Source organism: Streptomyces sp. NPDC002403, from assembly GCF_053593015.1.
Genome location: NZ_JBSFBQ010000025.1, coordinates 36,994 through 60,913, shown reverse-complemented (window position 1 = coordinate 60,913; position 23,920 = coordinate 36,994). Strand labels below are relative to the sequence as shown.

The 23,920-nt window shown below is 70.9% G+C and carries 22 protein-coding genes; 8 read left to right on the top strand and 14 right to left on the bottom strand.

Translation table 11 applies throughout. The annotated features are described in order from the left end of the window. Positions 1-3 precede the first annotated feature (3 nt). On the bottom strand, positions 4-408 hold the full coding sequence (locus ACWCPY_RS25150; protein ID WP_329814992.1) for a MerR family transcriptional regulator: 405 nt from the start codon (positions 406-408) through the stop codon (positions 4-6). Positions 409-501: 93 nt separating this feature from the next. Continuing rightward, the gene (locus tag ACWCPY_RS25145; RefSeq protein WP_451268460.1) at positions 502-1,866 is read right to left on the bottom strand and encodes a cation:dicarboxylate symporter family transporter; all 1,365 of its coding nucleotides are present in this window, start codon (positions 1,864-1,866) and stop codon (positions 502-504) included. Between the two features lie 174 nt (positions 1,867-2,040). On the opposite strand from ACWCPY_RS25145, the gene ACWCPY_RS25140 reads away from it, so the two are divergent. The 3 genes from ACWCPY_RS25140 (at position 2,041) to ACWCPY_RS25130 (ending at position 5,440) form a co-directional block, all read left to right on the top strand. Beyond that, positions 2,041-3,732 (top strand): sensor histidine kinase, encoded by a 1,692-nt coding sequence (locus ACWCPY_RS25140; RefSeq protein ID WP_451268458.1) that lies wholly within the window; start codon positions 2,041-2,043, stop codon positions 3,730-3,732. Next, positions 3,729-4,403 (top strand): response regulator, encoded by a 675-nt coding sequence (locus ACWCPY_RS25135; protein WP_451268456.1) that lies wholly within the window; start codon positions 3,729-3,731, stop codon positions 4,401-4,403. The genes ACWCPY_RS25140 and ACWCPY_RS25135 overlap by 4 nt, the downstream gene beginning before the upstream one ends. 398 nt (positions 4,404-4,801) lie before the next feature. After that, positions 4,802-5,440 carry a helix-turn-helix domain-containing protein gene (locus ACWCPY_RS25130; RefSeq protein ID WP_451268552.1) on the top strand — a complete coding sequence of 213 codons (639 nt, stop codon included), beginning with the start codon at positions 4,802-4,804 and terminating at the stop codon, positions 5,438-5,440. 25 nt (positions 5,441-5,465) lie between these two features. On the opposite strand, the gene ACWCPY_RS25125 is transcribed toward ACWCPY_RS25130, so the two are convergent. Both ACWCPY_RS25125 and ACWCPY_RS25120 read right to left on the bottom strand, forming a co-directional pair. Further along, positions 5,466-6,473 (bottom strand): helix-turn-helix domain-containing protein, encoded by a 1,008-nt coding sequence (locus tag ACWCPY_RS25125; RefSeq protein WP_451268455.1) that lies wholly within the window; start codon positions 6,471-6,473, stop codon positions 5,466-5,468. 244 nt (positions 6,474-6,717) lie between these two features. Then, complete coding sequence (locus ACWCPY_RS25120) at positions 6,718-7,743, bottom strand: ATP-dependent 6-phosphofructokinase (RefSeq protein ID WP_451268453.1); 1,026 nt, start codon at positions 7,741-7,743, stop codon at positions 6,718-6,720. A gap of 219 nt (positions 7,744-7,962) precedes the next feature. Between ACWCPY_RS25120 and pta the strand changes: the two genes are divergently transcribed. The 3 genes from pta to pyk all read left to right on the top strand — a co-directional run bounded on the left by pta (position 7,963) and on the right by pyk (position 12,816). Continuing rightward, the gene (gene pta / locus ACWCPY_RS25115) at positions 7,963-10,035 is read left to right on the top strand and encodes a phosphate acetyltransferase (protein ID WP_451268451.1); all 2,073 of its coding nucleotides are present in this window, start codon (positions 7,963-7,965) and stop codon (positions 10,033-10,035) included. A gap of 4 nt (positions 10,036-10,039) precedes the next feature. After that, complete coding sequence (locus tag ACWCPY_RS25110; protein WP_451268449.1) at positions 10,040-11,311, top strand: acetate kinase; 1,272 nt, start codon at positions 10,040-10,042, stop codon at positions 11,309-11,311. A 74-nt stretch (positions 11,312-11,385) separates the two neighbouring features. Then, the gene (gene pyk, locus ACWCPY_RS25105) at positions 11,386-12,816 is read left to right on the top strand and encodes a pyruvate kinase (RefSeq protein WP_451268447.1); all 1,431 of its coding nucleotides are present in this window, start codon (positions 11,386-11,388) and stop codon (positions 12,814-12,816) included. Between the two features lie 83 nt (positions 12,817-12,899). Here the strand turns inward: pyk and ACWCPY_RS25100 are convergent, their stop codons facing one another. From ACWCPY_RS25100 to ACWCPY_RS25085, 4 genes are all read right to left on the bottom strand, one after another. After that, the gene (locus tag ACWCPY_RS25100; RefSeq protein ID WP_451268445.1) at positions 12,900-14,153 is read right to left on the bottom strand and encodes a hypothetical protein; all 1,254 of its coding nucleotides are present in this window, start codon (positions 14,151-14,153) and stop codon (positions 12,900-12,902) included. Continuing rightward, entirely contained in the window at positions 14,143-14,718 is a 576-nt protein-coding gene (locus ACWCPY_RS25095; protein WP_451268443.1) for a DUF6114 domain-containing protein, read from the bottom strand. The genes ACWCPY_RS25100 and ACWCPY_RS25095 overlap by 11 nt, the downstream gene beginning before the upstream one ends. A gap of 94 nt (positions 14,719-14,812) precedes the next feature. Next, positions 14,813-15,454, bottom strand: a complete 642-nt coding sequence (locus ACWCPY_RS25090) for a DUF6230 family protein (RefSeq protein ID WP_451268441.1) — start codon at positions 15,452-15,454, stop codon at positions 14,813-14,815. Positions 15,455-16,053: 599 nt separating this feature from the next. After that, the gene (locus ACWCPY_RS25085) at positions 16,054-17,028 is read right to left on the bottom strand and encodes a tetratricopeptide repeat protein (RefSeq protein WP_451268439.1); all 975 of its coding nucleotides are present in this window, start codon (positions 17,026-17,028) and stop codon (positions 16,054-16,056) included. 317 nt (positions 17,029-17,345) lie between these two features. On the opposite strand from ACWCPY_RS25085, the gene ACWCPY_RS25080 reads away from it, so the two are divergent. Then, complete coding sequence (locus ACWCPY_RS25080) at positions 17,346-17,975, top strand: TetR/AcrR family transcriptional regulator (RefSeq protein WP_451268437.1); 630 nt, start codon at positions 17,346-17,348, stop codon at positions 17,973-17,975. Between the two features lie 9 nt (positions 17,976-17,984). On the opposite strand, the gene ACWCPY_RS25075 is transcribed toward ACWCPY_RS25080, so the two are convergent. The 4 genes from ACWCPY_RS25075 to ACWCPY_RS25060 form a co-directional block, all read right to left on the bottom strand. After that, positions 17,985-19,685 (bottom strand): acyl-CoA mutase large subunit family protein, encoded by a 1,701-nt coding sequence (locus ACWCPY_RS25075; RefSeq protein WP_451268435.1) that lies wholly within the window; start codon positions 19,683-19,685, stop codon positions 17,985-17,987. Between the two features lie 100 nt (positions 19,686-19,785). Continuing rightward, positions 19,786-20,118, bottom strand: coding sequence for a DUF3817 domain-containing protein (locus tag ACWCPY_RS25070; protein WP_397805634.1), 333 nt, complete (start codon positions 20,116-20,118; stop codon positions 19,786-19,788). A gap of 85 nt (positions 20,119-20,203) precedes the next feature. Then, complete coding sequence (locus ACWCPY_RS25065; protein ID WP_072486867.1) at positions 20,204-20,713, bottom strand: MarR family winged helix-turn-helix transcriptional regulator; 510 nt, start codon at positions 20,711-20,713, stop codon at positions 20,204-20,206. 10 nt (positions 20,714-20,723) lie between these two features. Further along, the gene (locus ACWCPY_RS25060) at positions 20,724-22,052 is read right to left on the bottom strand and encodes an MFS transporter (protein WP_451268432.1); all 1,329 of its coding nucleotides are present in this window, start codon (positions 22,050-22,052) and stop codon (positions 20,724-20,726) included. Between the two features lie 79 nt (positions 22,053-22,131). Between ACWCPY_RS25060 and ACWCPY_RS25055 the strand changes: the two genes are divergently transcribed. Further along, positions 22,132-23,130, top strand: a complete 999-nt coding sequence (locus ACWCPY_RS25055) for a DUF5937 family protein (protein ID WP_451268430.1) — start codon at positions 22,132-22,134, stop codon at positions 23,128-23,130. Positions 23,131-23,184: 54 nt separating this feature from the next. On the opposite strand, the gene ACWCPY_RS25050 is transcribed toward ACWCPY_RS25055, so the two are convergent. Continuing rightward, positions 23,185-23,478, bottom strand: coding sequence for an MTH1187 family thiamine-binding protein (locus tag ACWCPY_RS25050; protein WP_030971479.1), 294 nt, complete (start codon positions 23,476-23,478; stop codon positions 23,185-23,187). Beyond that, a complete protein-coding gene (locus tag ACWCPY_RS25045) occupies positions 23,475-23,825 on the bottom strand; it encodes a DUF3817 domain-containing protein (protein WP_403769131.1) in 351 nt (116 codons plus the stop codon). The genes ACWCPY_RS25050 and ACWCPY_RS25045 overlap by 4 nt, the downstream gene beginning before the upstream one ends. Positions 23,826-23,920: the final 95 nt, after the last annotated feature.

The window sequence follows — 23,920 nt, the reverse complement described above, 5'->3', positions numbered from 1 at the left end:
CTGTCATCCTCCCAGTTCACAACGTGGTTCCGGACCGCCGGGCAGCGCTGCCCCGGCCTCCAGCTCGGCCCTGGCGAGCTGGGCGCCCACCTGGGCGCGGACGGCCTGGAGCTGTTCGACGAGCGAGTCGAGTTCGCCGAGTTTGCGCCGGTAGACGGCGAGCGAGGCGGGGCAGGCGTCACCGGCCGGGTGACCGGCCCGCAGGCACTCGACGAACGGCCGGGTCTCCTCCAGCTCGAACCCGAAGTCCTGCAGGGTCCGGATCTGCTGGACCAGCCGCAGATCGTCCTCGTCGTACGCGCGGTAGCCGTTGTCGGCGCGCCGCGCGGACAGCAGCCCGCGTGACTCGTAGTACCGCAGGGTCCGCGTGGTCGTCCCGGCCCGTTCGGCCAGCTCCCCGATTCGCATGTCCTCGACGGTAGACCTTGACGCGGACGTCAAGGCAAGCGCGAGGGGCCGTCGCGGGAACTCCCGCGACGGCCCCTTCCCGGTGCCCGGTGGTCAGGCCTTCGCCACCGCGTGCCGGTCGTCGCCGTCGCGCGGCTCCGGGACGCCGCCCGCGTCGGCGTCGGCGTCCTGGTTGAGCATCTGCTCGTTCCACGGGAGCGCGCCGGAAAGGACCTTGTCCACCCGCTCCTTGTCGATCTCCTTGGTCCAGGTGCCCACCAGGACGGTGGCGACCGCGTTGCCCGCGAAGTTCGTCATGGCGCGGGCCTCGCTCATGAACCGGTCGATGCCGACGATCAGGCCGACGCCGTCGACCAGTCCGGGGCGGTGCGACTGGAGGCCGCCCGCGAGGGTGGCCAGGCCGGCGCCGGTGACTCCGGCGGCGCCCTTCGAGGCGACGATCATGAAGAGCAGCAGCGAGACCTGCTCACCGGCGCTCAGCGGGTCGCCCATCGCGTTGGCGATGAAGAGCGAGGACATCGTGAGGTAGATCGCGGTGCCGTCGAGGTTGAAGGAGTAGCCGGTCGGCACGGTGATGCCGACGACGGGGCGGCTGACCCCGAGGTGCTCCATCTTGGCGATGAGCCGCGGCAGGGCGGACTCGGAGGAGGAGGTGGAGAGGATCAGCAGGAACTCGCGGCCCAGGTACTTCAGCAGGGCGATCAGGTTGACCCCGGCGACCAGCCGCAGGATGGCGCCGAGCACCACGAAGACGAAGATCGCGCAGGTGAGGTAGAAGCCGATCATGATGATCGCGAGGGACTTCAGCGCGTCGACGCCGGTCTCGCCGACCACCGCCGCCATCGCGCCGAACGCGCCGACCGGGGCCGCCCACATGATCATGGCGAGGATCCGGAAGACGAGCCGCTGGATGTGGCCGATGCCGCGCAGCACCGGTTCGCCCACCGAGCCCATGGCCTGGAGCGCGAAACCCGCGAGCAGGGCGACGAGCAGGGTCTGGAGCACCTGGCCCTCGGTGAAGGCGGAGACGATCGTCGTCGGGATGATGCCGAGCAGGAAGTCGGCGGTGGACTCGCTCGCCCCGGCCGCCTGCTTCTCACCGGCGGCGCGTACGGCCTCGGTGAGGTGGAGGCCCTGGCCGGGCTCCAGGAGGTTGCCGACGAGCAGGCCGATGGCCAGGGCGACGGTCGACATCACCAGGAAGTAGCCGAGGGCGAGGCCGCCGACCGCGCCGACCTTGGCGGCCTTGCGCACCGAGCCGACGCCCAGCACGATCGTGCAGAAGATGATGGGCGAGATCATCATCTTGATCAGGTTCACGAAGCCGGTGCCGATCGGCTTGAGCTCGACGGCGACGCCCGGGGCCACGAAGCCCACGAGGATGCCGAGCCCCACCGCCGCGATCACGGCCAGATACAGATAATGCGTGCGGTCCCGCTTGGCGGCTGCCACTCCCACGGGGCTTCTCCTCGGCTCGTCCGGGTCGCTCCCCGTCCCTGGGGGCGCAAAGGGCTGTCCGGCGGATCGGAGCCGTCGGACGAAAAAACCCTTGGCGAATATCTCGCTCCCTGTGACGCCGGTCACCGTTGCGTGCATTTCGTTCATGTGTTTTCGGCCAGGCAGACTGGGTCCATGCGTCTCCCCCGTCCCCGTACCCGCCCGCGCAGCCTGGCCGGTCAGCTCTTCGCCATGCAGGTGGTGCTGGTGGCGGCCGTGGTGGCGGGGTGCGCGTTCTTCGCGTACGTCTCCGGCAGCGAGCAGGCGAAGGAGACCGCGACCCGGCAGGTCACGGCGGCCGCGCTGGCGATCGCGGACGCGCCGTCGGTACGGGAGGCGATCCGCACCCCGGACCCGTCCGCGGTGCTCCAGCCGTACGCGGAGAAGGTCCGCAAGGACACCGGGATCGCCTTCGTCACGATCATGTCCCCGCAGCGGGTCCGCTGGACGCACCCGGACTCCCAGCGGATCGGCGAGGAGTTCCTCGGGCACACCGCGCGGGCGCTGCGCGGCGAGACGTTCTCGGAGACGTACACCGGCACGCTCGGCCCCTCGATCCGGGTGGTCACCCCGATCCGGGACGGCGGCAGGATCACCGGCCTGGTCAGTGCGGGCATCACGGTCGAGCGGGTCTCCTCGCAGGTGCGGGCGCAGCTCGGGGCGCTGGGGCTCGCGGCGGGCGGGGCGCTCGCGCTCGGCGGCATCGGCACGTACGTGATCAACGCCCGGCTGCGGCGGCACACGCACGGCATGAACGCCGCCGAGCTGAGCCGGATGCACGACTACCACCAGGCCACGCTGCACGCGGTGCGCGAGGGGCTGCTGATGCTCGACGGACAGCGGCGGATCGCGCTGATCAACGACGCGGGCCGGGAGCTGCTCGGCCTGGAGCCGGGCGCGGTGGGGCGCCGGGTCGCCGAGCTGGACCTGCCGGCGCCGTTGACCGGGGCGCTGCTCGCCTCCGAGGAGCGGGTCGACGAACTGCATCTGACGGCGGACCGGGTGATCGTGGTCAACACCCGTCCGGTGGTCGGCGGGGAGCAGCGCGGCACGGTCGTGACCCTGCGCGATCACACCGAACTCCAGGCATTGTCAGGTGAGTTGGACTCCGAGCGGGGGTTCACCCAGGCCCTGCGCTCGCAGGCGCACGAGGCGGCGAACCGGCTGCACACCGTCGTCTCGCTGATCGAGCTGGGCCGGGCCGAGGAGGCGGTGGGATTCGCCACCGCCGAGCTGGAACTGGCCCAGGCCCTCACCGACCGGGTGGTGGGCGCGGTCGCCGAACCCGTGCTGGCCGCGCTGCTGCTCGGCAAGGCGGCACAGGCGAACGAACGGGGGGTGGAGCTGGTGCTCGCGGACGACAGCCTGATCGACGACGGCGACCTGCCCGCGACTCTGCCGCACCGGGATCTGGTGACGATCCTCGGCAATCTGATCGACAACGCGGTGGACGCGGCGTCGGAGGCGGTGACCGGTGTGCCGGGCCCCGGTTCCGTGCCCGCCCAGCGGGGTGCGGAGAGCGGCCGGGCCGCCCGCGCCCGGGTGACCGTCACCGCGCTCGCCGGGGAGGGCGAACTGCTGCTGCGGGTCGCCGACACGGGGGCCGGCATCGATCCGGGGGACGCCGCCGAGGTCTTCGAGCGAGGCTGGTCGACGCACGGCACCGGTCGCGGGATCGGACTGGCGCTCGTCCAGCAGGCGGTGCACCGCAACGGCGGGACGGTCACGCTGGACACCGGCCCGGACGGCGGGGCGCGGTTCACGGTACGGCTCCCGCTGTCCGTCGCCGGCCGGCCGGCACACACCACGAAGGAGGTCACGGCATGATCCAGGTGCTGGTCGTCGAGGACGATCCCGTCGCCGCGGACGCCCACCGGCTGTATGTGAGCCGCGTCCCCGGGTTCACGGTGGCGGCCGTCGCGCATTCGCGTGCGGAGGCGGTGCGGGCGCTGGACCGCATCCCGGTCGATCTGCTGCTCCTGGATCTGTATCTGCCCGACGGGCACGGCCTGCAACTGCTGCGGTCGCTGCGCGCGGCCGGGCACTCGGCGGATGTCATCGCGGTGACATCGGCCCGCGATCTGGCGGTGGTGCGGGAGGGGGTGTCGCTCGGTGTCGTCCAGTACGTGCTGAAGCCGTTCACCTTCGCCACCCTGCGCGACCGGCTCGTGCGCTACGCGGAGTTCCGCGCGGCGGCCGGGGAGGCGAGCGGCCAGGACGAGGTGGACCGGGCGCTCGGCGCACTGCGCTCACCGCAGCCGGCCCGGCTGCCGAAGGGGCTGAGCGGCCCGACGCTGGAGGCCGTCACCCGCGCCCTGCGGGGAGCATCGGACGGGGTGACGGCGGCGGCGGCCGGGGAGGAGCTGGGCATCTCCCGGATCACCGCCCGCCGTTATCTGGAGCATCTGGTGACGGTGGGGCGTGCGGTGCGCAGTCCGCAGTACGGCCAGATCGGACGCCCGGAGCTGCACTACCGATGGGTGAGCCGGGACCACTGACGCCGTGTCCGCGCTCGAACCGCCGGCAGGACGAACCGCACGGTCGTACCGGCGCCGGCCGCCCGGCCTCCCCACGCATCCGACGACCCCATTGCGGCCGTCTCCCGGCTCATACCGACCACCCCCGTGTGACCCACAGTCCCGCTTCGCACGCGCTACTGCGGAGAGGAGGATTCCGGCCGGGCTTCCGGCCGAACGCAGTTCCTGCCGTTTGGTGACGGGCAGAGCCCGGAGAGGGACTTCACGGCCGAAGAGGCAGGCTAGGACGTTCCTACGAGGCGTGGATATCGGTGGAACACACCGTAGTCATTCCATGCCTTGACTCCTACCGTGGGGCCGTGCACCCCACCCCGCCGTTCAACGCCCCCGCCGCCCGCCGCCTGCGCGAGGCCCTGGGGATGCTTCCCGGCCATGTCGCCTACGGGCTCGGGGCCCAGTACGGGCTCCGGATCAGCACCGAGACGGTGGTCGCCTGGGAGCGCGGGCTCGCCTGCCCGAGCGAGTACGAACTCACGGCGCTGGCCGGGGTGTTGTGGTGTTCGCCGGGCGAACTGCTCACCGCCGCGCGGACGCTCAGGGAGCACCGGGTGGCCAGGGAGCTGGCCGTGGAGGAGCTGGCGCGGCTGCTCGGGCTGAGCCCCTCCGCCTATCTGCGGATGGAGGAGTCGGGGCGCTGGCGCGGCAATGAGCGCCAGTCCGCGGCGCTCGCAGAGGTGCTGGGGCTGACGCCCGCCGGGTTCGTGACGGTCTCCGGCCGGGACGAGGAGCTGGCGGAGCTGCTGCGGAGTGCGGTGACGACGCGCTGGCAGGCCCAGCTGCGGGCGGTGGCGAAGCTGGTGCCGCTGGAGCGCGGGTTCCTCCAGGACGTACTGGAGCAGTTGCACGCCGACTACCAGTCGCTGATGGTGTCGACGCTGAGCTGGAGCAGCACGGGTACGGAGCGGGCCGGCTCGACGGGGGATGCGGGGCGGGTGTTCCTGGCGGAGGTCCTGGAGCGGTTCTGGCGGGCGGCGGGGGTGCCGGGGCCGGACGGCTGAGCCGCCCGGCCTCCCCCGTACGCGCTCAGCCGCCGGCCGATTTTGTGGCCACCGGGTCGAAGGAGAACAGGCTTCCCCGATCCGCCCCGTCGCAGCTCGTCTGCACCACCGTGGCGCCCTGCTCCTTGCTGTTCCCCTCGGCACCCGCACACAGACGGGTGTGGGAGGGGCGGATGCGGTACCCCTCGACGGGACGGCCCACCGGCTCGATCAAGAACTTCTCCGCGTCGCCACGCTTGCCGCATTCCTGGTCCTGCAACGGGGCTCCGGCATCCCGTATCCCGTCCCACACGCCGGTGCAGCCCTTCGAGTAGACCGGGTGATCGGTCACGATCCGCCAGGCGGAGCCGTCCAGCGGCTCCAGGGAGAAACTCGGGATCGTCTCCTGTTCGCACGGCACCTGGTACAGCCGCCCGGACTCGCTGCCCTGCTCCTCGGAGAGGCAGAACCCGGAGTGCACGGACCGGATCTGCACCGTCCGCCCCGCCACGGGGCCGGTCGCCGGGCGCGATGCGGGCCGGTCCTCATCGTCCCGTACGAGAAGGACGACGGTCACCGCGGCGGCGGCGAGCACCACCAGCGAAACGGCGGCCGCCAGAAGGATCCGGGACCGGCGGTGCCGAACGGCGGAGGGTTCGGAGAACGGAACGGTGGGCGGCTCGGCCGCGCTGCCCGGGGACTGCTCCGGGAGCCCGGCGCTCGCGTCCACCGCCGTACCGGACGCCCCCTCTCCCCCGGCCCGCCGCCCGTGCACGGCGAGCTCCTTGCGCACGGCGAGCCAGGCGTCCACCTCCGCGGGTCCGCAGCCGCAGGCCCGTACGAAGGCGGCGAGGAGCTCCTCGCGCGGGACCGACGTACGCGCCAGCATGTTGGCGATGGTGGAGCGCGGCAGCACGTCCCCCACCGCGTCGGCCCGCTGGGCCAGTTCCCGGAAGGTCAGACCCGACGCGTCCTTGAGCGCGCGCAACAGGGCGACGTACTCGGACGCACCGCGCGCCTCACGAGGATCCGGAGCCCTGTCCTCGACGACCATGCGCTGTGCCCCTCCCCTGGATTCCACGCCCGGACAAGGCTGGGACATGTCCCGGACAGGGGCAAGCCTTGTTGATCGGCCCGGCGGACTCAAGAGTGGTTTCCGGCACCGCGGCCCGTTCCGGATCCGACCATCCAAGACGGCCCCGGGCGCCGGGGGAACGGCAAGCGGCCCTGACCTTCCACGGGGGGACGGTCAGGGCCGCAAGGTCCCTCTTCCGCTGGGCAGCGCCGCGCGGGCCGGGTCAGAAGACCGACTCGGCCTCGTCCATCCGGTCCTTCGGCACCGTCTTGAGCTGTGTGATCGCGTCGGCGAGCGGAACCATCACGATGTCCGTGCCGCGCAGCGCCGTCATCCGGCCGAAGTCGCCCCGGTGCGCCGCCTCGACCGCGTGCCAGCCGAAGCGGGTGGCGAGCACCCGGTCGTACGCGGTCGGCGTGCCGCCCCGCTGCACATGGCCGAGAATGACCGGCCGCGCCTCCTTGCCGAGCCTGGTCTCCAGCTCGATGGCCAGCCGGTTGCCGATGCCCTGGAAGCGCTCGTGGCCGAACTGGTCGATCTCGCCCTTGGCGTACGGCATGGAGCCCTCGGCCGGGTGCGCGCCCTCGGCCACGCAGATGACCGCGAACTTCTTGCCGCGCGCGAAGCGTTCCTCGACCATCTTCACCAGGTCCTTGACCTGGAAACGGCGCTCGGGCAGGCAGATGCCGTGCGCGCCGCCCGCCATGCCGGACTCCAGCGCGATCCAGCCCGCGTGCCGGCCCATCACCTCCACGACCATGACCCGCTGGTGCGATTCGGCGGTGGTCTTGAGGCGGTCTATGGCATCGGTGGCGACGCCCACCGCGGTGTCGAAGCCGAAGGTCCGGTCGGTGGCGGAGATGTCGTTGTCGATGGTCTTGGGGACGCCGACGACCGGCATCCCGGCGTCCGCCAGCATCCGGGCCGCGGTGAGGGTGCCCTCGCCGCCGATCGGGATGAGGGCGTCCATGCCGTAACGGCGGCTCAGCTCGGCGCAGTTCTCGGCGGCCTCGCGCAGCCGGTCGCGCTCCAGCCGGGCCGAGCCGAGGATGGTGCCGCCCCGGGCGAGAATGCCGCTGACCGCGTTGAGGTCGAGGGGGCGGAAGTGGCCGTCGAGGAGTCCCTTGAACCCGTCCTCGAAGCCGATGACTTCATCGCCGTGCCCCACGACGGCGCGGTGCACGACCGACCGGATCACTGCGTTCAGGCCCGGACAGTCGCCGCCTGCGGTGAGAATTCCGATGCGCATCGTGCTGTGTCTCCTGCTCGCTAGTGCCGTGCATTTCGGGGGATGTCAACTGATTCCCCCTTACCGTGAGCCACCTCGATTGTGGCACGTCAGGTCTGGACCTCGCGCTCCCCTCCGTCCCGGTACGGAGGCCACGCCCGGCGGGCGGCGTCTCGACCCCCGCGGGTATCGTCAACATGGCAATACCATCCCAAACCGAAAGTGGACGGGAGAGCACGCGTGACGCGGAGCGTGTACGTGACCGGGATCGACCGGGGAGACGGCCGCCAGGTCGTCGATCTGGGAGTCATGGAGCTCCTGACGCGTCAGGTGGACCGGGTCGGGGTGTTCCGGCCGCTCGTCCACGACGGACCCGATCGTCTGTTCGAACTGCTGCGGGCCCGATACCGGCTCCCCCAGGATCCCGATTCGGCCTACGGGCTGGACTACCACGAGGCGTCCGCGCTCCAGGCGGAGCAGGGCACGGACGAGCTGGTCTCCCGGCTCGTCGACCGGTTCCACCAGGTGGCACAGAAGTACGAGGTGGTGCTGGTCCTCGGCACCGACTTCGCCGCCACCCAGCTGCCCGACGAGCTGGCGCTCAACGCCCGCCTGGCCAATGAGTTCGGCGCCTCGGTGATCGCGGTGGTCGGCGGGAAGGGCCAGACCGCGGAGTCGGTGCGGGCCGAGGCCCGCAACGCCTACCGCGCGTACGCCGGACTGGGCTGCGACGTCGTCTCGGTGATCGTGAACCGGGTGGCGTCCGAGGACCGCGACGTCATCGCGGAGCGGCTGACGGCCACGCTTCCCGTCCCCTGTTCGGTTCTGCCCGACGACGCGGCGCTCTCCGCGCCGACCGTCGCCCAGATCACCTCGGCGCTCGGCGGCACGGTCCTGCTCGGTGACGACTCCGGGCTGGCGCGGGACGCCCTGGACTTCGTCTTCGGCGGCGCGATGCTGCCGAACATGCTGAACGCGCTGACGCCGGGCTGCCTGGTGGTCACGCCCGGGGACCGGGCGGACCTGGTGGTCGGCTCGCTGGCCGCGCACAGTGCCGGCACCCCGCCCATCGCGGGGGTGCTGCTGACCCTGGACGAGCGCCCCGGCGAGGAGATACTCAGGCTGGCCGCGCGACTCGCACCGGGCACCCCGGTCGTGTCGGTGGCCGGCGGATCCTTCCCCACCGCGGCCCGGCTCTTCGCCCTGGAAGGCAAGTTGAACGCCGCGACCCCCCGCAAGGCGGAGACCGCGCTGGGCCTCTTCGAGCGCCATGTGGACACCGGCGCCCTGCTGGAGCGGATCTCGGTCGCCCGCAGCGGCCGGGTCACCCCGATGATGTTCGAGCACGAGCTGCTGGAGCAGGCCCGCGCCGACCGGCGCCGGGTCGTCCTGCCGGAGGGCACCGAGGAGCGGGTGCTGCGCGCAGCCGACGTACTGCTGCGCCGCGACGTCTGCGACCTCACCCTGCTCGGCGACCCCGACGTCATCCGCAAGAAGGCCGCCGACCTCGGCATCGATCTCGCCGGCACCCAGCTGATCGACCCGCAGAGCTCCGAACTGCGCCAGACCTTCGCCGAGCGGTACGCGCAGGTGCGGGCGCACCGCGGGGTCACGGTGGAGCTGGCCTACGACGTCGTCGCGGACGTCAACTACTTCGGCACACTGATGGTCCAGGAGGGCCTCGCGGACGGCATGGTCTCCGGAGCCGTGCACTCGACCGCGGCGACGATCCGCCCGGCGTTCGAGATCATCAAGACCAAGCCGGACGCCTCGATCGTCTCCTCCGTCTTCTTCATGTGCCTCGCCGACAAGGTGCTGGTGTACGGCGACTGCGCGGTCAATCCGGACCCGGACGCGGAGCAGCTCGCCGACATCGCGGTGCAGTCGGCCGCCACCGCCGCCCGTTTCGGGGTGGAGCCGCGGATCGCGATGCTGTCGTACTCGACGGGCACCTCCGGCTCGGGCGCGGACGTCGACAAGGTGCGCGAGGCGACGGACCGGGTCCGGGCGGGCCGGCCGGACCTCAGGATCGAGGGCCCGATCCAGTACGACGCCGCGGTGGAGCCGAGCGTCGCCGCGACGAAGCTGCCCGGCTCCGAGGTGGCGGGCCAGGCGACGGTGCTGGTCTTCCCGGACCTGAACACCGGCAACAACACCTACAAGGCCGTGCAGCGCTCGGCGGGCGCGGTGGCCGTCGGGCCGGTGCTCCAGGGGCTGCGGAAGCCCGTCAACGACCTGTCCCGCGGCGCGCTCGTCCAGGACATCGTCAATACCGTGGCCATCACGGCGATCCAGGCCCAGGGCAAGGAGTGAACGGATGAGCGACCCGACCACCGAGGGCTCCGCCGGGACGGGCGCGCACCGCGTGCTGGTCCTCAACTCCGGTTCCTCGTCGGTGAAGTACCAGCTGCTGGACATGAGCGACCGCACCCGGCTCGCGGTGGGACTGGTCGAGCGGATCGGCGAGGAGACCTCCCGGCTGGTGCACACCCCGCTGGTCGGCGGGGGCGCCGAGCGGCGCGAGCGCACCGGCCCGATCGCCGACCACGAGGCGGCGCTGAAGGCGGCGGCGGAGGAACTGGCGGCCGACGGGCTCGGCCTGGACTCCCCGCAGCTCGCGGCGATCGGCCACCGGGTGGTGCACGGCGGGCTGCGGTTCACCGAGCCCGTGGTGATCGACGACGAGGTGCTGAAGGAGATCGAGCGCCTGGTCCCGGTCGCCCCGCTGCACAATCCGGCGAACATCACCGGCATCCGTACCGCCCGGGCCCTGCGGCCGGACCTTCCGCAGGTGGCGGTCTTCGACACGGCCTTCCACACGACGATGCCGGAGTACGCGGCGCGGTACGCGATCGACACGGAGACCGCCGACGCGCACCGCATCCGGCGCTACGGATTCCACGGCACCTCGCACGCGTACGTCTCCCGCAAGGCCGCCGAGCTCCTCGGGCGCACCCCCGAGGAGGTCAATGTCATCGTGCTGCACCTGGGCAACGGCGCCTCGGCCTCGGCGGTGGCCGGCGGCCGGTGCGTGGAGACCTCGATGGGCCTGACGCCCCTGGAGGGGCTGGTGATGGGCACCCGCTCCGGGGACATCGACCCGGCCGTCACCTTCCACCTCATGCGGGTCGCGGGGATGTCGGCGGACGAGGTCGACGCGCTGCTCAACAAGAAGTCCGGTCTGGTCGGCCTCTGCGGCGACAACGACATGCGGGAGATCCGGCGCCGGATCGACGAGGGCGACGAGCGCGCGGCGCTGGCCTTCGACATCTACGTGCACCGGCTGAAGAAGTACATCGGCGCCTATTCGGCGGTCCTCGGCCGGGTGGACGCCGTGGTGTTCACGGCGGGGGTCGGGGAGAACTCGGCACCGGTGCGGGAGGCTGCCGTCGCCGGTCTCGAAGAGCTCGGCCTGGCGGTGGACGCGGACCTGAACGGTGTGCGGTCCCACGAGCCCCGGCTGATCTCGCCCGACTACGCGCGGGTCGCGGTCGCCGTGGTGCCGACGGACGAGGAGCTGGAGATCGCCGTCCAGACCTTCGCGCTCGTCGGGCAGGCCCGCGGCACCCTGGGACAAGACCACAACTGAGCACCCCCGCGCCCCTTTGTACCTTCCACCAGACGGAATATTCCGTAGCGAAACAAACCGATAGGATCCGCCTCATGCGCCGTTCCAAAATCGTCTGCACACTCGGTCCCGCCGTCGACTCCCACGAGCAGCTCGTCGCTCTGATCGAGGCCGGCATGAGCGTGGCCCGCTTCAACTTCAGTCATGGCAGCCACGAGGAGCACCAGGGTCGTTACGACCGGGTCCGCAAGGCCGCCGCCGAGACCGGCCGTGCGATCGGTGTGCTCGCCGACCTCCAGGGCCCGAAGATCCGCCTGGCCAAGTTCGCCGAGGGCCCGGTCGAGCTGGTCCGCGGGGACGAGTTCACGATCACCGCGGAGGACGTCCCCGGTGACAAGTCGATCTGCGGCACGACCTACAAGGGCCTGCCCGGCGACGTCACCAAGGGCGACCCGATCCTGATCAACGACGGCAACGTCGAGCTGAAGGTCGTCGCGGTCGAGGGCCCCCGGGTGAAGACCATCGTCATCGAGGGCGGTGTCATCTCCGACCACAAGGGCATCAACCTGCCCGGCGCGGCGGTCAACGTCCCGGCCCTGTCCGAGAAGGACGTCGACGACCTGCGGTTCGCCCTGCGGATGGGCTGCGACCTGGTGGCGCTCTCCTTCGTGCGGGACGCCGACGACGTCAAGGACGTCCACAGGGTGATGGACGAGGAGGGCCGCCGGGTCCCCGTCATCGCCAAGGTCGAGAAGCCGCAGGCCGTCGAGCACATGGAGGGCGTCGTCATGGCGTTCGACGGTGTGATGGTCGCCCGTGGCGACCTGGCCGTCGAGTATCCCCTGGAGAAGGTCCCGATGGTGCAGAAGCGCCTGGTGGAGCTCTGCCGGCGGAACGCCAAGCCGGTGATCGTCGCGACCCAGATGATGGAGTCGATGATCACCAACTCGCGCCCGACGCGCGCCGAGGCGTCCGACGTCGCCAACGCGATCCTGGACGGCGCGGACGCGGTCATGCTGTCGGCCGAGTCCAGCGTGGGTGCGTACCCGATCGAGACGGTCAAGACGATGTCGAAGATCGTCGTGGCCGCCGAGGAGGAGCTGCTCTCCAAGGGCCTGCAGCCGCTGGTGCCGGGCAAGAAGCCGCGCACCCAGGGCGGTTCGGTGGCCCGCGCGGCCTGCGAGATCGCGGACTTCCTGAACGGCAGGGCGCTGGTCGCCTTCACCAAGTCCGGTGACACGGCCCGCCGGCTCTCGCGCTACCGCGCGGCGCAGCCCATCCTCGCCTTCACCACGGACGAGTCCACCCGCAACCAGCTCGCGCTGAGCTGGGGCGTCGAGGCCCATGTCGTGCCGCACGTGGACAACACGGACGCCATGGTCGACCTGGTCGACGGCGAGCTGCTGAAGCTGGGCCGCTACAACGAGGGCGACACCATGGTCATCACGGCCGGCTCGCCCCCCGGCATCCCCGGCACGACCAACATGGTCCGGGTGCACCACGTCGGCGGCGGCGCGCGCGACTGACGCCTCCCGCACCCGCGAGCACGACTGTGGGCCGCACTCCCGAGGAGTGCGGCCCACAGTCCTGTGCGGCTCCCGGACCGGCTCTAGCTGTTGCCGCCGGTGAAGTAGTTGTGCAGCCCGGGGACCTTGAGCGAGCCGCCGAACTGGCCGGCCTGGGTCACCTTGACCTTGGTGAAGAAGGCGAAGGGCACGTTCAGCGGAGGCGGTGTCTCCGGGCTGAACGTCACCGGGATGAGGCCGAAGAGGTTGCCCTTCAGCTCCTCCGTGTACATCGTCACCGTGCCGTTGCGGATGGTGGACTTGGAGCCCTTCCGCGCCTCGACATGGGCCGTCGTACCGGCCGGGCCGACGGTCTTCTGGTGGAGGTTGTCGATGTCGATGGAGCTCGCGGTGAACTTCAGCGCCTTCTTGACGGTGCCGTCGTACGTCTTCACCTCGACGATGCCCTTGTAGTCGAGCCCGTTGAGGGTGAGCATCGAGCTCTCCAGGATCCACGGGTCGTCCGGGAGCAGCGGGACACCCGTCTCCAGATCGGCCGCGGCCAGCGCCTCCGGGTCGGCGGTCGGACACGGGAAGCGCTCCTTGGCGCCGTCCGGGATGTCCTCGTCCTTCTTGGCGTCGAGTCCCTTGACGCTGTCGTCGAGTTCCTCGACCGACTTGCCGGCCCTGCCCGCGGCCTCGCGGATCGCGGAGGCGGTCTTGTCGGCCGTCTCCTTCGCCGCGTCCGTGGTCTTCTCCGCGGGCTTCTCGGCCGCGTCGGTCGCCGAAGGCTTCGGGGCCGCGGTGCTCGCGCCCGGGGACGGGCTCGCCGTCTCCTTGTCCGGTCCGTCGAAGAGGTCCCTGAGCGCGTCGCCCACACCCAGCGGGTCGAGCGGGTTCCTGGTCTTCGTGGGAGTGGGCGAGGCACTCGGCGTGGCGGCGGGGGCCTCGTCGGCAGCGGCGGCCTTCGTCTCCGGCTCGGCCGTGTCGCTCGCGGACGGGGTCGCCGAGGGCTTCGGGGTCGCCGTGTCGCCCTTGTCACCGGAGTCGGTGGCGGACGGGGACGGGCTCGGCGACTTCGACGCGGACGGCGAGGGCTCCTCGCTCGGCTCGTCGGAGCGGGTCACGCAGGGGCCGGGCGCGAAGGGGATGTCCGAACTGTCGTCGGCCAGCGCGAGCTTGGGGGTGAGTCCCATGCCCACGAAGACGGCCGTCGGCATCGCGGCGAGCGCGAACGCCTTGCCCGCGGGAATGTGCAGCTTCGTCAGCAACGACTTCCTGGGAGCCGCGTGGCGCGGCCCGCTTCTCGTACCGAGGCCCTCCCCGGCCGAGTTCCGCTCCGTCTCGTCACCCCGCACGATGCCTCCCGCCGTCGACCTCAACTGTCGTGTCGTACTGCTCCGGCTGCTGTTGAGGCACGGCTGCCGTGCTGTGGAACTCGGGTCCGGGCTCCTGCGTCCCGGGGCCGGTCTGCGCGAACTTCTCCCCCGCCGCGCCGGACGGCACGGGCTCGGACCCGGACGCCGGCTCGCCCGGGGCCCAGGAGACGGAGAGCGCTCCGCCCAGCAGGGCGAACAGGAAGCCGACCAGGAATCCGCCGATGTTGGCGACCGGTATCGAGATCAGCGCCAGCAGGATCGCGGCGACTCCGGCGAACACTCTCACGATGTGGTGGAACCACATGGTGAGGCCCAGCGTGACGAGCAGGATCCCGATGATCAGGGAACCGGCACCGGCGGTCGTGGACATCGCCAGCGTGACGTTGCCGAGGTGCATGTTGGCGTACGGAAAATACGCGATGGGTAGACCACCCACCATGGTGAACAGGCCCGCCCAGAACGGCCGGTTACCCCGCCAGGTGCGGAATCTCCGCCGGAAGACGCGGAGGTAGTGCTCGTTCTGCCCTGTGGACTCGGGGCTCATGGAAAACAGCTCCCTGGAACCGGTACTGCTGTGAGAAGAGAAAAGGTGGGCGGCCGGAGTCCCCTCGGGAGCGCTCCGGCCACCCGGCGGGTGCTTAGTAGCACTCCTTGACGCCACTGTGCAGCCGCAGGCTCAGGTTGCTGAGCTTGAAGGTGCCGGCGGTGGTCGCCCATGCCGTCTGCTTCACGTTGGTCAGCGTCGCCGTCTGGGCGCGCTGCGCGAAGCCGTTGGGGTTGACGGCCTTCTCGGTACCGGCCTGGATACCGGGCTTGCCGATGGCTCCTGCGGCAACACCGATGTCGATGTGCTCGAAGTACGCGTCGGCGTCGAGCTCGGCGACATCGAGGTACAGGTTGGTCGCCTCGACCGGCTTGTCCGGGTCCGTACCCGCCTTCAGCTGCAGCGTGACGTTGCCCAGACCGAACGGAAGGTTCGGAGTGACCACCGACTGGCACATGTTGGTGATCGTGGCATCGCTGAAGCCGGACACGGCAACGGCGTGAGCCCCGTTCTTGCCCTCGGGGTCCATACCGGTGGCGACGGAGCCGTACTGGACGAAGTCATGGCCGACGAGCTTGTCCGCACGCACCTTGAAGCTCTGGCCGGACACGCTGAAGGACGCCGCGAGGGCACCCTGCGCGAGACCGACACCCACCGCCGCGGTCGCGACGACGCTCGGCACCATGACCAGAGCGAAACGCTTCCATCTGGTGCCACCACGAACCTGGGAACTCATATTTTTCCTCCTTCTCGGACGTACATCTCCGGTCCGGGCCTGGGCCCGTCCTGGGATGGGAGAAGTGCTACGTCCTCGGCAAGGAGAGCGCCTGTGGATGGAGGCATGTACCGCGTCCGAATCACCGGCGATCACCCCCGAGCGACAACCACTGGCCCCGCGTGCGCGCGGCCTGTTCGGACAGGCCCTGCCGGACGGCAGGAACCCCCCTGTCCGGAACCGGCGCCACTGCCGCCGGCCCACTCGGTGGGGACCCAACGGGGCCGCCGCACCGACTGGCGGCCGGGCTGGCGTTATTGGACCGAGCGTGGCCGATCGTGGTGCATTCCCGCCCGTGGCACAAGGGGGTTCGTTACTCGCTAGTAACGGCCCGATAACCGATGCGCGACCGGCTGGTACCGCCCGGCCACACAGGGTGGTGCCGAGTCGAAGGACGAATGGGCGGATCAGGTTGTCAATACGGACAGATCCCAGTGCGTGATTTACTGCGAGTAACAGGCCTCTGCTTTATCAAGATTTGGTAAAGCAGAGGCGTCTCTTATCGTCTGATCGCGAAAACGGCCGCGTTCCCCCGAAGGACACCGCGGCCGCTTGTCATATCAGAACAAGACTCGCGCCAGGGCCGTACGCGCGGCGCCGACCCGCGGATCGTCGGGGCCGATCACCTCGAACAGCTCCAGCAGCCGCATCCGCGCGGTGTCCCGGTCGTCGCCGAAGTTGCGCCGCACCGTCTCGACGAGCCGGCCGAAGGCGTCCTCGGCATGACCGCCCACCAGATCCAGATCGGCGGCGGCGAGCTGCGCGGTGACATCGGCCGGGTTCGCGGCGGCGTCCTCGCGGACCCGCTGCGCGTCCATCTCCTTGACGCGGGAGAGGAGTTCGGCCTGGGCGAGGCCGAGCTTGGCCTCCGTGTTGGCCGGGTCGTCGGACAGGACGTTCTTGTAGGCCTGGACGGCACCGGCGAAGTCGTCGGCGTCCAGCGCCCGGACGGCCGATTCGAGCAGGGCGTCGTACGGCCCCGCGGGCGCCTCGGCCGGAGCCCGGTCGGCCTCCTCTGCCGCATCCTGGTCGACCACGATCCCGGTGAGCCCGAACCGCTCCTCGCCGACCTGGATCAGCTGGTCCAGCGTCTGACGGATCTGGGCCTCGGGGGCCGCGCCCTGGAAGAGCGGGAGGGCCTGCCCGGCGACGACGGCGAAGACCGCCGGGATGCCCTGGATGCCGAACTGCTGCATCAGCATCTGGTTGGCGTCGACATCGACCTTGGCCAGCACGAAGCGGCCCTTGTACTCCAGGGCCAGACGCTCCAGGAGCGGGCCCAGCTGCTTGCACGGCTCGCACCACTCGGCCCAGAAGTCGATGACGACCGGGACCTCGGCGGAGCGCTGGAGGACCTCGTTCTCGAAGCCCGCCTCATCGACATCGATCACCAGGGCGGAGGGCGGTACGGCACCGCCGCCACCCTGCCGGGCGGCCTCGGCACGGGCCTGCTCCGCCTTCACCTTGGCCTCGCCGGCCGCCTTCACCGCGGCGAGGTCGACGACGCCGCTCATGGACATGTTCCTAGGCTGCATACGTACATCCTCCCCCCTCGGTGCGCCGATCCGGAAAGCGATACGGGAACCGCGCCCGTCCGCCGCCCCCGCCGGAGTGCGAGGTGCACGGACAGACACGGTCCGAGGGCCCCTGAAAGACCCGTTTCGGCGCCGGGTCCCCACCCGGTGCCTGTGGCTGTCAATCGGTTGCGGCGTCACGACGGCACGGCCGTCGTCCTTACGCTACGACCCGTAGCGTAACTGCCCGGCACCCCTTGCGCACAGGTGCGTTCGGTGATCTGTCTCACGGCGATCGGGACCGGTCCGTTCTACTTACTGACCGGTATGGTCACGGCATGCTGAGCCGCAGCCACCCCAAACCCCTTCGAACGGGACGCCCGCGCAGTGCCGCGGCCGATGAAGCGATCCTGGAGGCGACCAGGGCCTCCCTGGTCGACCTCGGCTGGTCGAAGCTGACGATGGGCGATGTGGCGACACGGGCCGGGGTGGCCAAGACGACCCTGTACCGGCGGTGGGCGGGCAAGAACGAGCTGGTCGTGGACGCCGTCGCGGTTCTCTTCGACGAGCTGGAGATGCCCGATCTGGGCAGCCTGTCGGCCGATGTGCAGGCGGTGGTGCTGCAGTTCGCCGCGCTGCTGGAACGGCCGGAGACCCGGACGGCGCTGATGGCGGTGGTCGCGGAGTCGACGCGCGACGAGGCGCTGCGGGCCCGGATCCGCGACTCGATCGTGGACCGGCAGAAGCGGCTGGTGCTCCAGGGCCGCCGACGGGCCCAGGAGCGCGGGGAGTTGCCCGTCGAGGAGGACGAGGAGGCGGCGTCGGCGACCGCCGATCTGATCTTCGACGTGATCGCCGGCGCGGTCGTGCACCGGGTGCTGGTGAGCGCCGAGCCCGTCGATGCCGACTGGGCCCGGCGCTTCACCGCCCTGCTGCTCGCGGGGCTGGAGGCGGCGGCCTGCGCGTAGGAGCTTCCGTCAGAAGCCGGGCGGCTCCGTGTAGGTGCCCCACTCCTCGCGCAGAACGCCGCAGATCTCACCGAGGGTCGCCTCGGCCCGCACCGCGTCGAGCATCGGCGCGATCATGTTGGAGCCGTCGCGGGCGGCGGCCAGCATCGCGTCCAGCGACGACTTCACCCGGGCGTCGTCCCGGGCGTCCTTGCGGCCGCCGAGCACCCGGACCTGCTCGCGCTCGACCTCGTGGCTGACCCGCAGGATCTCCAGGTCGCCGGTGACCGAGCCGTGGTGGACGTTGACGCCGACGACCCGCTTGTCGCCCTTCTCCAGCGACTGCTGGTACCGGAACGCGGACTCGGCGATCTCGCCGGTGAACCAGCCGTCCTCGATGCCGCGCAGGATGCCGGAGGTGATGGGCCCGATGGGGTGCTTCCCGTCCGGGTGGGCCCGGGTGCCGCGCTCCTTGATCTGCTCGAAGATCTTCTCGGCGTCGGCCTCGATCCGGTCGGTGAGCTGCTCGACGTACCAGGAACCGCCCAGCGGGTCGGCCACGTTGGCGACGCCGGTCTCCTCCATCAGCACCTGCTGGGTGCGCAGCGCGATCTCGGCGGCCTGCTCGGAGGGGAGCGCGAGGGTCTCGTCGAGGGCGTTGGTGTGCAGCGAGTTGGTGCCGCCGAGGACCGCGGAGAGTGCCTCGACCGCGGTGCGTACGACGTTGTTGTACGGCTGCTGGGCGGTGAGCGAGACACCGGCGGTCTGGGTGTGGAAGCGGAGCCACTGCGCCTTGTCGGTCTTCGCGCCGTAGGTCTCCTTCATCCAGCGGGCCCAGATCCGGCGGGCCGCGCGGAACTTGGCGATCTCCTCGAAGAAGTCGAGGTGCGCGTCGAAGAAGAAGGAGAGGCCGGGCGCGAAGGTGTCGACGTCCAGACCGCGGGAGAGGCCGAGCTCCACGTAGCCGAAGCCGTCGGCGAGGGTGTACGCGAGCTCCTGCGCGGCCGTCGCCCCGGCTTCGCGGATGTGGTAGCCGGAGACGGAGAGCGGCTTGTAGGCGGGGATGTCGCGGGCGCAGTGCTCCATCAGGTCGCCGATGAGGCGCAGATGGGGCTCGGGCTGGAAGAGCCACTCCTTCTGCGCGATGTACTCCTTGAAGATGTCGGTCTGGAGCGTGCCGTTGAGCACGCCCGGGTCGACGCCCTGGCGCTCGGCGGCGACCAGGTACATGCAGAAGACCGGGACGGCGGGACCGCTGATCGTCATGGACGTCGTGACGTCGCCGAGCGGGATGTCCTTGAAGAGGACCTCCATGTCGGCGGCGGAGTCGATGGCCACGCCGCAGTGCCCGACCTCGCCGAGCGAACGGGGGTCGTCGGAGTCGCGGCCCATCAGCGTCGGCATGTCGAAGGCGACACTGAGCCCGCCGCCGCCCGCGGCGAGGATCATCTTGTAGCGCTCGTTGGTCTGCTCGGCGTTGCCGAAGCCGGCGAACTGGCGGATGGTCCAGGTCCGGCCGCGGTAGCCGGTGGGGTGCAGCCCCCGGGTGAAGGGGTACTCGCCGGGCCAGCCGATCCGCTCGAATCCCTCGTACGTGTCCCCGGGGCGGGGGCCGTACACGGGCTCCACCGGATCCCCGGAGAGTGTGGTGAAGTCCGCGTCACGCTTGCGGGCCTTGTCGTAACGGGCCTGCCAGCGGCGGCGGCCTTCCTCGATCGCGTCAGCGTCCATACCATCGAATTTACTAGGACGTCCTAGTAAATGTCGATGGGAAACCGCCCGGTGCTTCGCACGGGGCGGTTCGGGCGGCGCGGACCGGGGTCCGGCCGGGTCAGGCCTCGGCGGTCGCGGGGGCGCCGTCGGCGATCAGCGGCTCGACCTCGCGGACGACCTTGCGCTCGACGAAGAACGCGGCCGTCGGGATGGTGCCGGAGACCAGCACCCAGAGCAGCTTGCCCATCGGCCACTTCGCCTTGGAGCCGAGGTCGAAGGCGAAGATCAGGTAGATGATGTAGAGCACACCGTGGATCTGGGAGACGACGAGCGTCAGGCCCTCGCCCTTGTCGAAGCCGTACTTGAAGACCATGCAGGTGCAGAGCACCAGCAACATGACGGCGGTGACGTAGGCCATCACCCGGTACCGGGTCAGCACACTGCGTTTCATGGCATCGAGCGTAACCGGACGGCCGGGGCGATCTTGCAGCGGGCCGGACTCTCGAAACGCCGTTCTACGCCCCGTGCGCCCTCCGTCACGCCTCTTCGAAATCCTGGGCGGCGATCCGCAGCGGGCGCAGCATGGCGAAGATCTCCGCACACTCCTCGGCGTCGTACACACCGAGCCCGAACTCCATGTCGACCAGGTCCTTGGTCGCCGCCTCGACGACCTCGCGGCCCTTCTCGGTGATGGAGGCGAGGGTGCCGCGGCCGTCGTTGGGGTTGGGGCGCTTGGCGACCAGGCCGGAGCGCACCAGCCGGTCCACGGTGTTGGTGACGGAGGTGGGGTGGACCATGAGCCGCTCGCCGATCTTGGACATCGGCAGCTCACCGGCCTTGGAGAAGGTGAGCAGCACCAGCGCCTCGTACCGCGCGAAGGTCAGTCCGTACGGTTTGACGACCGCGTCGACCTCGGCGAGCAGGATCTGCTGGGCGCGCATGATCGAGGTGATCGCCCCCATCGAGGGCACGGGGCCCCAGCGCTGCTGCCAGAGTTCGTCGGCGCGGGCGATGGGATCGAAGGGGAGACTGAGCGGCTTCGGCACGGCACCGACCTTACCCACTGGTCATATGCTGGTCAGCCCCGTCTCGAACTTCGGTCCGAATACGGTGGGCGGGGGCGGTCCTCCTGACCTCCAGGACGAGCGGCAGCAGGCAGAGGGCGCCGACCGCACCGGCTCCGGCGACCACCTGGTGCACGGGGAGGAACTCGGCGGCGAGCCCGGCGAGGGCCATGCCGACCCCTTGGAGCGTCATCAGTCCGGCGGTGAGCAGGGTCATGGCCCTGCCGCGCAGTTCCTCCGGGACGGCTTCGACGAACCACTGGTCGAGGCCGATGACGTACGCCCCGCCCGCCCCGGCGAGCACCAGCGCGAGCGCGGTGGCGACCGCGCCGGGGCGCAGGCCGTACACCAGCAGGGGCAGCGGTCCCGCGACGGCGGCCGGCAGCACGACCAGGGCGCGCAGCCGGGAACCGAGCGCCGTGCCGACGTAGAGCTCGGCGACGATCTGGCCGACGGGCATCGCGCACATCAGCAGTCCGAGCACGACGGGGCCGGCCCCGATCTCGTCCGCGTACGGGGCGGCCAGCGCCTCCGGTGCGACGACGAACAACGGGGGCACCCAGAAGAGCAGCATCAGCGCGCGGATCCTGCGGTTCCCGAGCAGGTCGCGGGCTCCGGCGAGCGATTCCCCGAGCAGGGCGCCACGACGGTCCCCGCCGGACCTGGCGGGCCGGTCCCGGGTGCCGAAGCGGAGCAGGGCCGCCGAGCAGAGGAAGGTCACCGCGGTGACCGTGATCGCACCCCGGGGCGAGAACACGGCGAGCAGCACCCCGCCCGCCCCGAAGCCCGCGAGCAGCGCGCTCTGCGAGACGATCCGCAGCAGCGAACGGCCGAGGATGTAGCGCTCGCCCTCGCCCAGGATGTCGGTGAGGGCCGCCATCCGCGTCCCGGTGAAGACCGGCGAGACGGCGGCGATCAGGCAGCGCAGCGCGAGCAGTCCGCCGACCGGGGTGCCCGGCAGCACCATCACGGTGACGCAGCCGGCACAGATCAGATCGCAGGTGACGAGGACCCGGCGGGCGGGGTACCGGTCGGCGACCCCGGCGAAGAGGGTGCCTCCCACCAGGTACGGGAGAAGGCCGAGCGCGAAGGTGAGCGCGCTGAGCAGGGGCGAGCCGGTGAGCCCGTACACCAGGACGGTGAGGGCGAGCTCGCTGACGACGACGCCGAGGAGGGAGAGCAGATGCGCGGCGAAGACCGCCCGGAACTCCCGGACGGCGAAGACGGCGCGGTAGCCGCCGGAGGTACCGGTGCCGGTCGTGTCGGTGGCGGTCGTCTCGATGGCAGGAGGGAGCGCTGGGTTTTCGGTGTCTGACGGCATGGTCGCAGCCTGGGGGCCTGCGGCGGCTCTCCGTAGACTTTCGGCCCACACCGAAAGTTACAGCGGGGGAGGTCCGCACGTGTCGTTCCGGCTGCACCTCGACGAGAGCGATCTGCTGCGCTGCCGGTTCGCGCTGTCACCGCTCGGCGAGACCCAGGCAGCCGTGCGTGTCCTGGCCCAGCCCGAGCGGCACGGGTACCACCTGCCATGGCTCCGGCTGATCCGCGACGCGGCCGACGGCCTCGAACTCGGTCCGCTGTGGCAGCTGATGGCACGGCGCGGGCACAACCCGGACTTCTTCAGCCCGCCGCCGCCCGGTCCGGTCACCACTTTCGAGGAGGAGATCGCCGGGGTGCGGTCCGTCGATCCGGAGGTCGCCCGCCGGGACATCGCGCTGTCGCTGGCCAATCGGCCAGAACTGCTGCGCTCCCCCACCGGACAGGCGATGCTCGCCGATCCGGTCGGGACCGCCCGGTACCTGGCCGACCTGCTGGAACAGGCCTGGCGGGTGCTGATCGAGCCGCACTGGCCACGGCTGCGCGCACTCCTGGAGGCGGACATCGCCTACCACTCGCGGCGGCTCGCCGCGGTCGGCTTCGAGCGGCTGCTGGGTGAGCTGAGTCCCCAGCTGAGGTGGTCGGATTCGACGCTCACCATCATCGGGACGCGCGGCAGGCACACCCGGGTGCTGGGCGGGCAGGGGCTGGTCCTGATCCCCAGCGTCTTCTGCTGGCCGGACGCGGTCAGCGGCTTCGAACCGCCGTGGCAGCCCGCGATCGTCTACCCGGCGCGCGGCATCGGCGGGCTGTGGACGGAACCCGCCGACCGCACCCCGCAGGCGCTCGCCCGGCTGCTGGGGCGCGGCCGGGCCGATGTCCTGTGCGCGCTCGACGAACCGGCCGGCCCGAGCGCGCTCGCGCACCGTCTGGGCCTCGCGGTGTCCTCCGTGTCGGAGCATCTGTCGGTGCTGCGTGCGGCGGGGCTGCTCACGTCGCGCCGGTACGGGCATCAGGTGCTGTACGAGCGGACTCCGCTCGGGATCGCCCTGGCCGTGCCGGAGCGCGGCCGGGGGGAATGAGGCGAGCCCCCGGCCGGGGCCGGGGGCTCGCCATCGGGAATCGCGGGCGGGGCGTCAGTCCGCGAGGTACCGCTCGACCGTCTCGACCTTGGAGGTCAGTCCGTCGGTGACACCGGGGCGGATGTCGGCCTTCAGTACGAGGGAGACGCGTCCGGCGCGGGCCTCGACGGCGGCGACGGCCCGCTTGACGACGTCCATGACCTCGTCCCATTCACCTTCGATGGAGGTGAACATGGCGTCCGTGCGGTTGGGCAGGCCGGACTCGCGGACGACCCGGACGGCGTCGGCGACGTACTCGCCGACGTCCTCGCCGACTCCCAGCGGACTGACCGAGAACGCGACGATCATGCGCTCACCACGCCCTCGCGGCGGGCGCGGGCGGCGATGACGCCGTCGGCCTCGTAGCGCTTGAGCAGCTTGTCGCCGTACAGACCGCCGAAGGGCAGCAGCGCGAGCAGGAAGAAGAACGCCACGCGCTTCAGCGGCCACTTGGTCTTGGACCAGACATCGAGCAGCAGGACGGCGTAGATCACGAAGAGCACGCCGTGCAGGATGCCGAGCGGCATCATCAGGAAGTCGATGTCGGAGACCCGGCTGAGGACCGAGCCGAAGATGATCAGCGCGGGGAAGGAGAGCGCCTCGGGAATCGAGATGAGGCGCAGCCGGTGCAGGGCGGTAGCGGTCTTGATGTCCACGGGGGCACCTTCGGTGGGAGGACGGTGACAGCTTGTGAATACAGGCACAAGCTCGCCCCATTGTGGCATCGGTGCGTGCGGCTCCCGGCGCCGGG

Bases quoted from the DNA above. Each gene is read 5' to 3' on its own strand.
- ACWCPY_RS25150 (WP_329814992.1), bottom strand. From the start codon at position 408: ATGCGAATCGGGGAGCTGGCCGAACGGGCCGGGACGACCACGCGGACC.
- pyk (WP_451268447.1), top strand. From the start codon at position 11,386: ATGCGCCGTTCCAAAATCGTCTGCACACTCGGTCCCGCCGTCGACTCC.
- ACWCPY_RS25060 (WP_451268432.1), bottom strand. From the start codon at position 22,052: ATGCCGTCAGACACCGAAAACCCAGCGCTCCCTCCTGCCATCGAGACG.
- ACWCPY_RS25125 (WP_451268455.1), bottom strand. From the start codon at position 6,473: ATGGTCGTCGAGGACAGGGCTCCGGATCCTCGTGAGGCGCGCGGTGCG.
- ACWCPY_RS25090 (WP_451268441.1), bottom strand. From the start codon at position 15,454: ATGAGTTCCCAGGTTCGTGGTGGCACCAGATGGAAGCGTTTCGCTCTG.
- ACWCPY_RS25110 (WP_451268449.1), top strand. From the start codon at position 10,040: ATGAGCGACCCGACCACCGAGGGCTCCGCCGGGACGGGCGCGCACCGC.
- ACWCPY_RS25050 (WP_030971479.1), bottom strand. From the start codon at position 23,478: ATGATCGTCGCGTTCTCGGTCAGTCCGCTGGGAGTCGGCGAGGACGTC.
- ACWCPY_RS25140 (WP_451268458.1), top strand. From the start codon at position 2,041: ATGCGTCTCCCCCGTCCCCGTACCCGCCCGCGCAGCCTGGCCGGTCAG.
- ACWCPY_RS25095 (WP_451268443.1), bottom strand. From the start codon at position 14,718: ATGAGCCCCGAGTCCACAGGGCAGAACGAGCACTACCTCCGCGTCTTC.
- ACWCPY_RS25075 (WP_451268435.1), bottom strand. From the start codon at position 19,685: ATGGACGCTGACGCGATCGAGGAAGGCCGCCGCCGCTGGCAGGCCCGT.
- ACWCPY_RS25070 (WP_397805634.1), bottom strand. From the start codon at position 20,118: ATGAAACGCAGTGTGCTGACCCGGTACCGGGTGATGGCCTACGTCACC.
- ACWCPY_RS25085 (WP_451268439.1), bottom strand. From the start codon at position 17,028: ATGCAGCCTAGGAACATGTCCATGAGCGGCGTCGTCGACCTCGCCGCG.
- ACWCPY_RS25120 (WP_451268453.1), bottom strand. From the start codon at position 7,743: ATGCGCATCGGAATTCTCACCGCAGGCGGCGACTGTCCGGGCCTGAAC.
- ACWCPY_RS25135 (WP_451268456.1), top strand. From the start codon at position 3,729: ATGATCCAGGTGCTGGTCGTCGAGGACGATCCCGTCGCCGCGGACGCC.
- ACWCPY_RS25130 (WP_451268552.1), top strand. From the start codon at position 4,802: ATGCTTCCCGGCCATGTCGCCTACGGGCTCGGGGCCCAGTACGGGCTC.
- ACWCPY_RS25080 (WP_451268437.1), top strand. From the start codon at position 17,346: ATGCTGAGCCGCAGCCACCCCAAACCCCTTCGAACGGGACGCCCGCGC.